This is a genomic window from Paenibacillus sediminis (genome assembly GCF_017873765.1).
GTDB classification, from domain to species: Bacteria; Bacillota; Bacilli; order Paenibacillales; family Paenibacillaceae; genus Paenibacillus_AG; species Paenibacillus_AG sediminis.
Genome location: NZ_JAGGKP010000001.1, coordinates 1,375,235 through 1,389,332 on the forward strand (window position 1 = coordinate 1,375,235; position 14,098 = coordinate 1,389,332).

The following is a 14,098-nucleotide window of genomic DNA, read 5'->3' on the forward strand; positions in this document are numbered from 1 at the left end:
ATCCCGAGAGGGATGCCCGATTTTTTTATGATTTATTTTTCACAAGTTCTTCTAAATATATGATCCAATAAAAAAAGACCCCACCAGCCATTAACTAGTAGAGTTGTATGAATCGTAATTTAAAGACAGATCATCTCTATCAATACCAGAATGAACGCAAGATGATAACGAGCAATATAAACAGAACTAATATTGCACCTGTTGACGTAAACAATCCACCGCCATATGATCCACCCATGGAGTTTAAATATAAGGAGAAGGAGTATAAATTGATTCAATAGACTATACAGTTCGTCCCTTTCTTTTCCATTCAATGCAGCATCTATTATGTATAAGAGTTGATTGAATAGGAAGGAGGAAGCAAGCCATGTGGCACAAAGATCATCAATATAAACGTGTAAAAAACTTAACTAGAAAATTACTATATTGTAAACTCAAGAGAGCTATCCTATTCCAAAGTAATCGAAATTTCGCAATCGGTATCATTATGGAGTGTGAAGATGGAGTTCTGAAGCTTATTAATGCAGAACATTATGTTGAGATTAATTCTGTCTACACTATGCTTGTATCCCCTCAAGTCTATATCTCCGTATATCACATCACCGGATTTGCACTCGCCGACGATAACTTGTTGTCAGAGATAAAAAATACTATAGATCATTCTACGCAAAGATTATCAAAAACCACACAATCCACATAGCCTAAATTAAAGGAGTGGAGGAGTGGATCGTAAATGCCGAAATACCGAATCATCGTCGATCTGTCTGATCGAACTTTATATTTATTAAGTGGGGACGAAGTTGTTAGGTCATTCCCAGTAGGGGTTGGGAAAATGCTGACAAAAACACCAACTGGCGAGTATACGATTATTAATAAGCATCCAAATCCAGGAGGCCCGTTCGGTGTATTGTGGATGGGCTTATCAAAGCCGCATTATGGCATACACGGTACGAATGATCCTTCCTCGATCGGAAAGGAAGTATCTCACGGCTGCATCCGAATGCATAACGACGATGTCCTTACATTGTCATCACTTGTCCCCATTGGCACACGTGTTACGATTAGAACATAAACAAGAAACTCCACCCATATTAATGGATGGAGTTTCTAAATCTATTTTCATAAGGGGGATGATGTCAATTTACCTCTTTAAGCTGAATGTATCCTTATAATTACATAAATTTTTCATTAAAAAGTTATGGTTTGGTATACGTATACTGTCCCGTATCATATTGGAGCCCGCTCTTTTGATACGTGTAGAAATAGCTTAACTGCTGTCCAGAGGTCAAGCCATTAACGGTATATTCCCATCTCCCTGAACTGCTGTTGTAGGTCATATACACATTTTGTTGAGTTTGTCCTGGTTGAGTATAATGCAGAATGACATACCCCGCAGTAAATCCGGATGGTGTAAACCACACCTTTACTTGGCTTGAATTTACGTTGTCAACACCGTACGAATATTCACTTCCGGTGCCGCCGCTTCCCCCGCCTCCGCCGCTGCCGGCTTTGGTCCAAACAGCAACATAATCAACGAGCATCGGTACGCCAGAAGCTGTGCTGGAAGTTGGTGCGCCAGGCCACCCACCGCCCATCGCTACGTTAAGAATAATAAAGAACCCATGATTCGTTGCATTCGACCACGTTGCGGCATCTACTTGATTGGCATTGACCGTATGATATTGAATACCGTCAACATACCAACGTATTTGCTCTGGAGAGACACTCTTATCATATTCTATCGCATAAGTATGGTAACCCGCTTGAAGTGATGGTGAAAAGCCGGAACGGTTGCCGCCAATACCAGATGTTTCGTTGCATGGACCACCAGGACTTGTTCCGCAGTGCAGTGTCCCCCATACGGTATTTATGCCATTTATATTCTCCATAATGTCAATTTCTCCGACACTTGGCCAATTCGTATATACTCCTCTAAACGGAGAGCCAAGCATCCAAAATGCCGGCCATATCCCCTGTGCCCCGGCACCTGTCACATTAGGAAGTTGGATCGACGCTTCCACGCGCATTATACCGCCTGCTGGAGGTTGGAAATCCGTACGCTGCGACTCAATGCGTCCAGAGGTCCAAGTTCCGTTCGATGCACGAATCGGTTTAATAGCAAGATGACCGGAGCCATCTAAATAAACATTAGAAGTACTATTCGTCATCGTTTCGACTTCACCGGTCCCCCAATTGGGAGCGCCTCCTGGATAACTTGTACCGAGATCATAAAGCCAGTTTGCTGTGTTAATGCCTGAACCCGAAGTGCCATTAAAATCATCGCTGAACGACAATGTGAAGCCTGACGGAGCTCCTGGAACAGCAGCATTTACTACGGAAGGATGACTAACGTTTGAAAAAATGGGCAGGAACAATGTGAAAATCAACAATGTACGCGAAATCACATTTCTTTTGCGACGATTCCATAGGCTCGCGAGTGAACCAAGCAAATTCGTCATACTTTTTACCTCCCTATTTAACTTTTTTCTCCTTCACGACTGCAGGCTTTATTGTATAATAACGATTATCCTCTCACCTCCTTTTATGCGACTTTTTTAAAACGCTTACATATCAATAATATCCAAATATTGTATTATTTTACAAAGTGATAAAGACCTATTTTTTGTCATTATTTACATTCATTATTATTTGCATGCAATAAGTCTTAAGTTTTAATAATTGTGACAAAAACTTTTTTCCTTTATAATTCAAATAGGAAAATTTAGGAGGATAGCAACATGAACACAGCTCACCGAAGTGACCCTTTTAGATATACGTTAATCGACCCTCAGCACTGTCTCATTACGATTACGCAAATTAATGACTCTCAAATTTCTAGTAAAGCTGCTGAAGCCAAACTTCTAGAAATTAGCAAATCCGGATGTACAATTGGCAGTGGTCTAAATCTATATGCGAATGACAATAATATTTCTCTTAAACTTGAAGTTCAATTGAATGAAGATCTGCTAGAATTCCAAGGATCCGTCCGCTTACAGCAGACTTGGGAAGATTCACAATTTAAGTACGTTATTGATCTTGATATACGCGAATCAGATAAAGAGAAAATATTAATCGAGCTTCGAACGTTGGCTGCTCAGAGAAAAATTATCGTATATTAAAAATTCGTTAATAGAGCGTCCGATATTGTTCTGGTGTTACACGCTCTATACGTCTAAACGTTGCTACAAAATGACTAGCGTCCCTGAATCCAACAAGCCGAGAAATTTCTTTTATTGTTGTGTTCGGATGTTCGATAAGCAATTCCTTCGCTTTGCGAATGCGGATCAGAATAAAATAAGCGTAAGCCGTCATTCCAAAGCTTTGTTTAAACAAAGTGTTTAAATGCCGAGTACTAATGCCGAGCACCTCTGCCATTTGTTCGAGTCCAATATCAGGATCATGATAGTGTTGCTCCATATAAGCAATTAATGGACTTAGACGATTGACAGCATGCGATATGGAGGGTGTATTTTTGATTCGCCCGTATTTTTTGAGAAGGATCAAGAAGCGGTACAAATCCGCAGATGCATCTAGTCCAGACAAATCCTGATCCGTTACAATCGTATCTAGAATAGACTCTACATACCCCTGAAATGGCACATCTTCATCCCACTGAAAATAACAAGATTGATGAAGTCCGAGTGTTGACAATATTGCACTCACCTGCGGCCCGCTGAAAGTTAAATAGACGGTCTCCCAATTTCCTTGGGCCGCTGCATAATATTGATGTCTCTCATTAGGAAGAAGAAGGACACCTGAACCTTTGCGCATGATGTAATCAGTTCCATTAAATTTGATGACACCTTCTCCACTATATGTTTCAAGCCAATGAAAACACGGATAGCCATTCGGACGCTCAATCCTCTCTTGTGACCCGTTAAAACCTATACTCTCCATATATAAAGGCAAGTTTTGTTCTCTGGAATTTGTAAAAAACCGACGTGAAAGTGTGTTCATTGATATCCCCCGCCAATTATAAATTTACTTCTATATTATCATATAATCGATACAAATATCATATATTACTATATATTAATTCGTATTAATATAGAATTATTATTATATGAAGAGGTGGGAAGCATGATAAGCGGTAAACTTCCAAAAATATTCTACGGTGGAGATTACAATCCTGAGCAATGGGATGAATCCACTCATCAAGAAGACTTGCGAATGTTTAAATTAGCAGGCATTGATATCGCTACAATCAACGTTTTCTCATGGGCTCTTAATCAGCCTGATGAAGTTACATACCATTTCGAATGGCTTGATCAAACAATAAACAGACTTTACAACAACGGAGTTTACATTTGCTTAGCGACAAGCACAGCTGCACATCCATCCTGGATGGCTAAGAAATATCCGGACATCTTGCGGGTTGACAGTGATGGACGCAAACGCAAATTTGGAGGTCGGCAAAATTCTTGTCCAAACAGCCCGACTTATCGCAAATACGCAGAGCGGATGGCTCGAAAATTAGCTGAGCGTTATAAGGACCATCCAGCCATTCTCGTATGGCACGTCTCTAATGAATATGGCGGGGAATGTTACTGTGATGGGTGTGCTGCCGCATTCCGCGTCTGGTTGAAACAACGTTATGGCACTTTACAGAAGCTAAATCGCGTATGGAATACAGCGTTCTGGGGACATACATTCTACGATTGGGATGAAATTGTACCGCCAAGCAACCTTAGTGAGCATTGGGGTGACAACAAGTCGAACTTCCAAGGCATCTCATTAGATTACTCCCGATTTAACAGCGATAGTAATCTAGAATGCTATTTACTAGAGTACAATGCCATCAAAGAAATCATTCCAAATTCAATCATTACAACGAATTTAATGGGATTCTATAAACCGCTGGATTATCAGAAATGGGCAAAATATATGGATATCGTCTCCTGGGACAGCTATCCAGAACTCACGACTCCAGTAAGCTATACCGCCATGACTCATGATTTGATGCGCGGACTTAAAGATGGCGATCCGTTCATGTTGATGGAGCAAACGCCTAGCCAGCAGAACTGGCAGCCTTATAACTCTCTGAAACGCCCAGGTGTTATGCGTCTATGGAGCTACCAGGCAGTGGCGCGGGGAGCGGATACCGTCATGTTCTTCCAACTTCGCCGCTCCGTTGGAGCTTGCGAGAAATATCATGGTGCTGTCATCGAACATGCAGGCCATGAGAATACCCGCGTGTTTCGTGAAGTCGCGGAACTTGGCCGTGAACTGAATCAGCTTGGAGACAGCTTGCTTGATTCCAGAGTAGAATCCAAAGTCGCCATTGTTTTCGACTGGGATAATTGGTGGGCTATTGAGAAGTCAAGCGGTCCAACCATTGCCCTGAAATATGTGGACGAGGTTCACAAATACTATGCAGCCCTTTTTCACCGCAATATCCAAGTAGATCTAATCAGCGTCGATGCCGATATGAGTAAATACGATATCGTGATAGCGCCTGTTCTTTATATGGTGAAGCCTGGTTTTGCGGATAAGCTTGAGCAGTTCGTTAAATCTGGGGGGACCTTCCTAACGACCTTCTTCAGCGGTATTGTGAATGAGAATGACTTAGTCACTCTCGGCGGATACCCAGGTGAACTGCGTTCCATGTTAGGCATTTGGGTCGAAGAAATAGATGCTCTGTTCCCAGATCAGCAGAACCATATCGTGATGAAACAGCAGGTAGGTTCACTCCAGGGAGAATACAGCTGCGGTCTTCTCTGTGATCTGCTGCATAGAGAGGGTGCCGATGTCATCGCAGAATACGGTGACGATTTCTATCAAGGTATGCCCGTTCTTACACGGAATAAGTTCGGAAACGGAGAGGCATGGTACGTCGCTTCAAGCCCAGAACCATCTTTCTTAGACGGGCTGCTCGATTATTTATGTACGAATAAAGGAATTTCTCCTGTTCTTCATACACCAAAAGGCGTTGAAGTCAGTCAAAGAACGAAGAACGGTACGCAGTTCATATTTGTCATGAACCATAACATTTCAGCAGAAGCTGTTGATCTAGGCGATCTGAACGCTTATGATTTGTTAGCAGAGGAGAAGCTAAGCGGAACTATTGAAATTGCCGGCAGAGGGGTTCGAATATTAGCTGTTGCTTCTGAATAGTAGAATTTCCCCCGAAAATCATACAGGCCAACTTCAAGTTCTCTATCTGAGATTGAAGTTGGCCTTATTTTTTTCACTAAGCTATTCTTAATTATGGCAACAAGTATCCTTTTCCTACCGCATCTTGAACTAGACCCTCGGCAAAAGTGAACAGAACCGGAATCCGTTCACTCAGAAATTGAATCCGTGCCAGTACTTTTCCGCCGCTGACCCCATGCTCCTTCCACGCTTTACCTTCTGTATAGTAATTGTGAAGCAGCGGCTGAAGGCGATCTATTGCAGCGGCATAAACCGCTTCCGTCGTCTCCCTCTCTTCGAATTCGAGCCATAAGGACATGAATTCATCGCGTTGATCCGCAGGTAACAATCCAAATATCCGTTCTGCTGCCAGCTTCTCTCGTTCAAACTTTCCTTCTTGCCCTGCTTCATCATAAGCAAAAGTATCCCCGGCATCGATTTCGACCAAATCATGCACGAGCAACATTTTCAACGTTCTATTGATATCGAGCTTATCATCTGGACAGTGTTCCTGAAGAACGACTGCCATCATGGCCAAATGCCATGTATGTTCTGCGTCATTCTCCTTTCGGCTAGTGTCTAGCAGATATGACTGTCGAAACACGTTCTTTAGCTTATCGACTTCCCTTATAAACTTTATCTGTTGCTCCAGTCTATTCGTCAAACTTACCCGCTCCTTTAAACGATATTATCGATAATGAAATGACCTATTATTCCTCATTCAGGAAAAATAGGTCACTCCCATCTATCTTTAAGCTTTCACTTTATATACACGAGCTTCGTATGGACGAAGTAAATTTGGATGCATTCCTTCTTCTGAATAGTTGCTAATGACAATCGACTTCTCAGCCTCTTCCAAATGTGCAGGCAGTGTCAGTTCTGCTGGATCTTTAAAGAAGTTAAGTGTAATAAGCCATTTCTCATCATCTAGCGTACGAGTATAAGCATAAATAAATTCGTTATCCTCTAGCAGCAGCTCGTAATCTCCATATACCATCACTGGATTTTGTTTGCGGAGTTCGATCAGCTTCTTATAGTAATGGAAAATAGAGTTAGGATCCTGCATCGCCTTCTCTGCATTAATATCCACATAATTAGGATTCACTTTCAGCCACGGCGTTCCTGTCGTAAACCCTGCATTCGGCTGATCATTCCACTGCATTGGAGTACGGGCATTATCGCGCCCCTTCGTATGGATTGCAGCCATAATCGTTCCTGAATCTGCCCTGCCGCGAACGACTTTGTCTTGATACATGTTATGAATTTCAATATCTTGGTATTCATCAATCGTATCAAACTTCACATTGGTCATTCCGAGCTCTTCACCTTGATAAATATATGGCGTCCCTTTCAAGGTATGTAGCAAAGTCGCTAACATTTTCGCGGACTCTAAGCGGTATTCCGTATCATTACCGAATCTTGACACCATTCGAGGTTGATCATGATTGTTGAGATATAGGCTGTTCCAGCCATCTTTAGCAAGTCCAATTTGCCATTTATGCAGGATACTGCGAAGTTTAGGCAGTGTCCACGGCTTCACATCCCATTTACCGCCAGGTCCTGAATCGACATCCATGTGCTCGAATTGAAATACCATTTGTAGTTCTTTGCGGTTTTCACCCGTGTACATAATCGCTTGTTCGGCGGTTACCCCTGGAGCTTCGCCGACTGTCATAATGTCATATTTTGAAAGCACTTCTTCATTCATCTCACGTAAAAACTCGTGTACCCGCGGACCGTTCATAAAATACATGCTGCCGTCCGCAAGCGGTGCATCTCCATTGCTCGGAAGCCCTTCCACTTTGGAGATTAAGTTAATAACGTCCATTCGAAAACCGTCTACGCCTTTATCTAACCAGAACTTCATCATATCGTAGACAGAATGACGAACTTTAGGATTTTCCCAGTTCAAATCGGGCTGTTTCTTCGAGAAAAGATGAAGGTAGTATTCACCTGTTGTCTCATCATACTGCCAAGCTGAACCGCTGAATATCGATTCCCAGTTGTTTGGCGCTGAACCATCAGGCCGCCCTGGGCGCCATATGTAATAATCACGATACTCATTATCTTTCGATTTACGTGATTCTACGAACCAAGCATGCTCATCTGAAGAATGGTTTACTACCAAATCCATCATTAGCTTGATGCCGCGTTTATGTAAGCCGGCAAGCAGCTCTTCCCAATCTGCCATCGTGCCAAATTCGTCCATAATGTCATAGTAATCACTAATATCGTAACCGTTATCATCATTTGGCGATTTATATACAGGAGACAGCCATACGACATCAATTCCAAGTTCTTTTAAATAATCGAGTTTTGAAATAATTCCTTTCAAATCGCCTATGCCATCACCGTTGCTGTCCATAAAACTGCGCGGATATATTTGATATACGACCGCTTCTTTCCAAAATGTTCGATTCATAACAGGCAAGCTCCCTTCACGCTCTCTCGACTTACAAAGATTGTAATACTAGCACCTTACTATGCTACTCTACCTAAAGCACTTAATTCAAGCAGTGATTTATAAAAAATAGGAAAAAATATATGGTGAGATCATAAAAAGGAATTCACATCAAGTGAATTCCTTTTATACTAGCGGATTATACCCTAAATGATGAAGATTCTCCGCAATAACCCGATATCCATGTCCATTAGGATGCACATGATCCATGAATAACAATGCTTCTTCACGCCCATAAAATGCTGAATATATTCGAGCCACTGCAATATTATTCCCTGATAAGCCTATAAGAAATTGATTATACTGCTGTACCCAAAATGCTGCCTCTGCGATCTGCGGAAACGGATTATATAAATCTACGAATCGGATAATGTAAGACGATGCACTCCTGTATTGCAGTTCTTGAATCGTCCTTACAATGCGTACTACATTTTGTCTGCACATGGACAAAGCGGCCATAAACTCCGTTTGCTGATGAAGCGATTGCTTCGCTAATCTAATTAAGTCATTTCCTCCAATAGAGATCGTAATGATATGTGCTTCACGAATCGATTCTCTTACGACCGGACTATGAGTAACCAAATCCAATAGATCTGCAGAAGTTGCTCCGTTTATCCCAAAATTAGTGGAAACAATAGGCCTGTTTAAATGTCGTTCTGCAAGCCTGCGGTAGATAGGGACGAATCCATTTCCCGGCAACGCTCCATATCCAGCAGTTAACGAATCCCCTATGGCATTATAATAATACACCAACGGATTCACCCTCCTAATCGGGCAGGAAACGATAAAAGCGTGCTTTCTGCCTTCTATGAATAGATGTTCGTTAGTAGTATATGAAAGGGGGGACTGCAGAGAAACGGCTTATAGTACCTGTCTAGTACCTTCTATATGAGCACTCTGTTTCGTTTGGAAAGGCCACCAGTTGTTCTTCCCGAATATTTTAACCATAACCGGCACAAAGAATGGCAAGAACAGAAGCGCATATAGTATTAATCCGCTGAGCACCACGGTTGCAATTTGCAACATGGACAGTACACCTGATGGGTAGAAGGAAGCGAATGTACCGCCTAGAATAATAACGGCCGACAAAATAACAGTACCCATTTTGCGCATCGCATGAAGAATCGCTTCTCGGACATCCATGTGCTGATTTTCATTGAACCGATCCATTAAGAAAATGCTGTAATCAACACCTAGCGCAATAAGCATCACAAATCCGAAAAATGGAGTCGTCCAAGTAATTCCTGAATAACCCATCACGTTTACGAAGACAATTTCAGTTACAGCAAGAGATGTATAGTAGGTTAATATTAAGGATGCGACCAAATAGATGGGCATCACAATCGATCTGAGAAGGATGATTAGAATTATAAAGATGCCTGCAAGCATGAATATAACCGTTCTTGAATAATCCTCGTTAGAAATCTGCTTCAAATCTGCAAACGTACTTGTTATGCCGCTTACAGCTACCTTAGCTTTTCCGAATTCAGTTCCTTTAACCGCCCGATGTACCGCTTCTTTCACAGTCGGAATTTCGTCAATTGCAGCTTTTCCATATGGATTGTTAGAGAAAATTACGTTCAGTGTCATTACCGTTCGATCTGCTGACATATATTCATCAAAAGCTGCTTTGAAATCTTCGTTCTTGAGCACTTCATCAGGCACAAACCAACCGCCTAGTTGTTGATCCGAAGACGTTCTTACTTGAGTCAAATAATCATTAACGGAGTTCAATCCGCCTGAGATTTGCGAGATGCCATCGACGCTTTGATCTAAACCTGTGGTGAGCTGGCTGATTTGACCTGTAAGCTGCTCGAAGCCGGTTTGCAGTTGCTTCTGTCCGCCCTCGAGCTGATCCAGTCCCTTCACAATACTAGGAACTTTCGCAACGATTTGACTCTGACCTGCAGCCGCTTGAGAGAGTCCTGTTTCTAAACTAGATATCCCTTGAATGATTTTATCTAGACCGCTGGACAGTGCGGTTAAGCCTGACGCCGCTTGACTGTACCCATGATTCGCTTGCTGTAAACCAACAGCTGCTGTACTCAATTGCGTATTGATCTGTTCTAATGATTTAGCCAATTGGTCAGTGCCGCTGCTGCTTTGGGAAACGACGCCTTTAATCTTCAAATAATCTTCATCCTGCATAAGCTCTGGATATTTAGTTTCTAAATTAGAAAAATTGCGGCTTAGCCCTGTTAATGCCAGGAATACATTATTTAACTGGCTTTTCATTTGCCCTAACCCCTGATCAAGTCCGCCCAGTCCTTTTCCAATTGTTTGATACGTGGTTAAAAGCTGTTTATTTGCATTAGATATCTGCTCTGCGCTCGCTTTTACTTGCTGAAGAGCATTTTCTAGTTGGGCTGCGCCTGTAGAGCCGTCATTCATTCCTTGTTCAATTTTGGACAGTCCTTTGCCAAGTTCATTCACGCCTTGTTTAAGTGATTCAGTTCCTTTGCTTAATTGAGCTGTACTCGATGCAGCCTCTTTCATCTGAGGTTCATTCTTCGTTAATGAACTGCTGGCTTCCGCAAGTCCGGTTTTAATTTTATATAAACCATCATTACTTCTGCTTACCCCATCAGATACAGTTCCAACCTGAGAAGCGATTTTGAAATGTTCAATCTCATCGCCTGTAGGCCGGCTTAAGCTGCGAACTGTCGATACTCCATCTACCCTTTCAAGCTCACGGCTAATTTTTTCAGCTACAATGACTGAATCCCTCTCGTCTACTGCCTGATCACTTTGAATGACAATCTTCGTCGGAAGAGATTCACCCGGCTCAAAGCTGTCTGATATGATGTTAAAAGCTTTTACGGAATCATATTTATCGCTAATTTCATCCAAACTGTTATACGACAAATCACCATCATATGTAAGAAGCAAAGGCGCTACAATCGCGATGACGATAAGAAGAGCTGCCCCAGAGCGCTTTAATGCGAAATTGCCAACTGTTCCCCACAGTTTGCTATCTTTATGTTCGGCCCAATCTTTAGATGGCCAGAACAATTTGTCGCCTAGTACGGCCATGAAAAACGGCACAATTGTAAAAAGCGCAAGCAACATTACTGCAATGCCGATAGCTACAGCTACTGCGGATCGAAACAAAATAAACTGAGAAAAGCCGATAACAGCAAATCCGACTAATACCGCGAGTCCTGAGAACAGAACTGTCTTCCCTGCTGTTCGGTACGTCTTCATAATCGCTTCCCATCTGTCGTCATCTTGTGACAATTGTTCCTTAAACCGGCTAATGAGCAAAATGCAATAGTCTGTTCCTACTCCGAACAGCACCGCTACCATGAAAATTTGAGTAAACGTAGATAAAGGAAAATGGTATGAGTCCGCTAAGAAGGCGACAATGGTTTGTGAAATGACGTAGCTGATTCCTACTGCTAACAATGGGATAAATGGTGCAATGATGGATCTAAAGACAAGTATTAGAATGAGAAGTATAAATACAACGGTAATGTATTCGGATTTTTTGAGTCCTTCTTGTGAACTTGAAATCGTATCTTGGTTAATACTATCCTGACCTGTTATGTAATGTTCGACCTTGACAGATGACAGCTCTTGCTTCAAATCATCTTGAATCTTGGTCACTTTGCTGTCACCGACATTTAGCTTAATGCTTGTCAGAATCGTTTTGCCATCTTTGGACACAAGCTCCTTCTCCAATGCTGGCTGGGAAAACGGCTCTAGAATTGAATCAATGTGAAGTTTATTTTTATCGTTGTTTAGATGTTGAATGGATTGATTTATTTCTTGTTTATTATCAACAGTCAACCCTTCAGCATTGTGAAATACTAAAACGATTGACGTTTCTCCTGCGGTACCATTTGCCTCAGCAACCTTATGTAAAATGGCCTGTGCTTCAGTTGACGAGTATCCATCAGGTACAGTAATTGTGCCGTTCTTCTGTACGAGTTCGCTTAGATTCGGTGCTAGTATGACCAGTAGAACCGCTGCAACCAGCCATAGTGAGACAATCCACCATCTAGCTTTAAGTATGATTTTCATAGTGAACCTCCTGTATTTACCCTCCTAAAAGTTAGGCGAAAGGATGTAATGTTGCGGGATAACGCAACTTTTGACTACCCCATGATTGCTCTTTAGTGCATTGAGTTACTTCTTCTATTACTTCTTCTCATGCTTCTTCCGAGCCGCTCCGCTATACAAGCGCCTCTCTTTTTGCTTTGGGCAGGGATTTAACGACTAAGGTGTAGGAATGATCGATCATGTCGTTGATATCTTGAACGGTTAAGGAGCCGTCGATCTCGATGGAGTTCCAATGTTTTTTGTTTAGATGATATCCGGGTTTTACGGAACTGTGTTGCTGTCGTAAATTTTCTGCAATCACTGGGTCGCATTTAAGGGAGATCGAGGAGTTCGAGATCAGCGCGAACATTTTCCCGCCGACTTTCATGACGAGAGGTTCTGGCCCAAACGGATAATCTGCGGATGCTCCTATTTTCCCCATACAATAATCTATAAATTGCTGCACAATAATCACTCTTTCCTTTTATAAAATCTCCTTAAATTTTCCTTTTTCATTGTAGCATAAATGATTACCTGCCTGGAAATGTCGATTGTTTTCGTATGATTTCCAGTGAATTATATATTTTTGAATAAACAGGAAGGATATGCTTCATTCTATATTTGGGTCCGAATTTAGCTGCCGTAATTGAACTTGTCGAGCCCATCATTCCATATTGTGAAGGGAGCGTTAACCGATGACTCAATCGAAGAATCGCCGCGAAAACCTAGATAAAATTCGCAAGCAAACCCCACACTACCCAGGTAAGATCAAATCGTTTAAAGAACTTGCTGAGGATATGGAATGATAAAGTAGCAGCCAAGAAAGACGGGGGAATTAAAATCACCCTCGTCTTTCAATCAGATCAATATCCCCAGGGACGTCTACATCAACAAAATAATGTGCGGGAAAGTTTATCAACCTGCCGTGAAAATGGCTCGATTGAAGCAGCTTACGTGCTCCTTGGTCACCCTCCAGCACCATTAGTGATTTATACATATGCTTTGGGAACAGCACCGGTGGTTTAGCAACATCGTTATCTGAAGCTGCAACAAAATCCAACTTCGAGTCCCTCATATAGGATTGTATGATTTGGTCAATCATCTGCGCGTTAATGTGCGGCTGATCGGCAAGTATAATCATCACTGCATCTGCTTGCTCAGATAGAACTCGCTTCATACCACCTCTAATAGAGAACGCCATTCCCCGCTCAGCCTCCGCACAAGGAACAATGGTCAACTTACTGGCATCTTCCATATCATTATGTAATGAAATCAACCATATTGGATGTTCAATCCCTTTCGTGACGACATAAATATGATCCAGACTCGAACGAAGGGCTTCCCGCACTGCATACTCTCCGATACAACGGCCGTTTGATAGTCTAATGGATAGTTTATCTTTGCCCATCCGGCTGCTTTTACCCGCTGCTAAAATAAGGCCCGCAACGTTGATCTTCTTCACTC

13 protein-coding genes are annotated in these 14,098 nt (G+C 42.1%); 4 read left to right on the forward strand and 9 right to left on the reverse strand.

The annotated features are described in order from the left end of the window. Positions 1 to 139: 139 nt before the first annotated feature. Positions 140 to 238, reverse strand: a complete 99-nt coding sequence (locus tag J2Z20_RS17925; RefSeq protein ID WP_245251891.1) for a YjcZ family sporulation protein — start codon at positions 236 to 238, stop codon at positions 140 to 142. Between the two features lie 495 nt (positions 239 to 733). Between J2Z20_RS17925 and J2Z20_RS06675 the strand changes: the two genes are divergently transcribed. Beyond that, positions 734 to 1,072 carry a L,D-transpeptidase gene (locus J2Z20_RS06675; protein ID WP_209846829.1) on the forward strand — a complete coding sequence of 113 codons (339 nt, stop codon included), beginning with the start codon at positions 734 to 736 and terminating at the stop codon, positions 1,070 to 1,072. Between the two features lie 124 nt (positions 1,073 to 1,196). Here the strand turns inward: J2Z20_RS06675 and J2Z20_RS06680 are convergent, their stop codons facing one another. After that, the gene (locus J2Z20_RS06680; RefSeq protein ID WP_209846831.1) at positions 1,197 to 2,459 is read right to left on the reverse strand and encodes a glycoside hydrolase family 16 protein; all 1,263 of its coding nucleotides are present in this window, start codon (positions 2,457 to 2,459) and stop codon (positions 1,197 to 1,199) included. A gap of 279 nt (positions 2,460 to 2,738) precedes the next feature. On the opposite strand from J2Z20_RS06680, the gene J2Z20_RS06685 reads away from it, so the two are divergent. Next, positions 2,739 to 3,119, forward strand: a complete 381-nt coding sequence (locus J2Z20_RS06685; RefSeq protein ID WP_209846834.1) for a hypothetical protein — start codon at positions 2,739 to 2,741, stop codon at positions 3,117 to 3,119. 7 nt (positions 3,120 to 3,126) lie between these two features. Here the strand turns inward: J2Z20_RS06685 and J2Z20_RS06690 are convergent, their stop codons facing one another. Beyond that, positions 3,127 to 3,957, reverse strand: coding sequence for an AraC family transcriptional regulator (locus J2Z20_RS06690; protein WP_209846837.1), 831 nt, complete (start codon positions 3,955 to 3,957; stop codon positions 3,127 to 3,129). A gap of 123 nt (positions 3,958 to 4,080) precedes the next feature. Here J2Z20_RS06690 and J2Z20_RS06695 point away from each other — a divergent pair, with 123 nt between their 5' ends. Beyond that, a complete protein-coding gene (locus tag J2Z20_RS06695) occupies positions 4,081 to 6,114 on the forward strand; it encodes a beta-galactosidase (protein ID WP_209846840.1) in 2,034 nt (677 codons plus the stop codon). Between the two features lie 91 nt (positions 6,115 to 6,205). Here the strand turns inward: J2Z20_RS06695 and J2Z20_RS06700 are convergent, their stop codons facing one another. From J2Z20_RS06700 to J2Z20_RS06720, 5 genes are all read right to left on the reverse strand, one after another. Then, positions 6,206 to 6,796 carry an HD domain-containing protein gene (locus J2Z20_RS06700; protein WP_209846843.1) on the reverse strand — a complete coding sequence of 197 codons (591 nt, stop codon included), beginning with the start codon at positions 6,794 to 6,796 and terminating at the stop codon, positions 6,206 to 6,208. An 87-nt stretch (positions 6,797 to 6,883) separates the two neighbouring features. Beyond that, on the reverse strand, positions 6,884 to 8,554 hold the full coding sequence (locus J2Z20_RS06705; protein ID WP_209846845.1) for a glycoside hydrolase family 13 protein: 1,671 nt from the start codon (positions 8,552 to 8,554) through the stop codon (positions 6,884 to 6,886). A gap of 165 nt (positions 8,555 to 8,719) precedes the next feature. Further along, positions 8,720 to 9,343 (reverse strand): GDSL-type esterase/lipase family protein, encoded by a 624-nt coding sequence (locus tag J2Z20_RS06710; RefSeq protein WP_342454281.1) that lies wholly within the window; start codon positions 9,341 to 9,343, stop codon positions 8,720 to 8,722. Positions 9,344 to 9,454: 111 nt separating this feature from the next. Then, positions 9,455 to 12,616 (reverse strand): MMPL family transporter, encoded by a 3,162-nt coding sequence (locus J2Z20_RS06715; protein WP_209846851.1) that lies wholly within the window; start codon positions 12,614 to 12,616, stop codon positions 9,455 to 9,457. A 151-nt stretch (positions 12,617 to 12,767) separates the two neighbouring features. Continuing rightward, positions 12,768 to 13,076, reverse strand: coding sequence for an MmcQ/YjbR family DNA-binding protein (locus J2Z20_RS06720; protein WP_209847397.1), 309 nt, complete (start codon positions 13,074 to 13,076; stop codon positions 12,768 to 12,770). A gap of 253 nt (positions 13,077 to 13,329) precedes the next feature. Between J2Z20_RS06720 and J2Z20_RS17930 the strand changes: the two genes are divergently transcribed. After that, complete coding sequence (locus tag J2Z20_RS17930; protein ID WP_245251893.1) at positions 13,330 to 13,440, forward strand: DUF6254 family protein; 111 nt, start codon at positions 13,330 to 13,332, stop codon at positions 13,438 to 13,440. A gap of 35 nt (positions 13,441 to 13,475) precedes the next feature. Here J2Z20_RS17930 and J2Z20_RS06725 read toward each other — a convergent pair whose 3' ends face one another. After that, positions 13,476 to 14,096, reverse strand: coding sequence for a nucleotidyltransferase family protein (locus J2Z20_RS06725; RefSeq protein ID WP_209846854.1), 621 nt, complete (start codon positions 14,094 to 14,096; stop codon positions 13,476 to 13,478). Positions 14,097 to 14,098: the final 2 nt, after the last annotated feature.

Bases quoted from the DNA above. Each gene is read 5' to 3' on its own strand.
- J2Z20_RS06675 (WP_209846829.1), top strand. From the start codon at position 734: ATGCCGAAATACCGAATCATCGTCGATCTGTCTGATCGAACTTTATAT.
- J2Z20_RS06685 (WP_209846834.1), top strand. From the start codon at position 2,739: ATGAACACAGCTCACCGAAGTGACCCTTTTAGATATACGTTAATCGAC.
- J2Z20_RS06680 (WP_209846831.1), bottom strand. From the start codon at position 2,459: ATGACGAATTTGCTTGGTTCACTCGCGAGCCTATGGAATCGTCGCAAA.
- J2Z20_RS06705 (WP_209846845.1), bottom strand. From the start codon at position 8,554: ATGAATCGAACATTTTGGAAAGAAGCGGTCGTATATCAAATATATCCG.
- J2Z20_RS06695 (WP_209846840.1), top strand. From the start codon at position 4,081: ATGATAAGCGGTAAACTTCCAAAAATATTCTACGGTGGAGATTACAAT.
- J2Z20_RS17925 (WP_245251891.1), bottom strand. From the start codon at position 238: ATGGGTGGATCATATGGCGGTGGATTGTTTACGTCAACAGGTGCAATA.
- J2Z20_RS17930 (WP_245251893.1), top strand. From the start codon at position 13,330: ATGACTCAATCGAAGAATCGCCGCGAAAACCTAGATAAAATTCGCAAG.
- J2Z20_RS06720 (WP_209847397.1), bottom strand. From the start codon at position 13,076: ATGGGGAAAATAGGAGCATCCGCAGATTATCCGTTTGGGCCAGAACCT.
- J2Z20_RS06690 (WP_209846837.1), bottom strand. From the start codon at position 3,957: ATGAACACACTTTCACGTCGGTTTTTTACAAATTCCAGAGAACAAAAC.
- J2Z20_RS06715 (WP_209846851.1), bottom strand. From the start codon at position 12,616: ATGAAAATCATACTTAAAGCTAGATGGTGGATTGTCTCACTATGGCTG.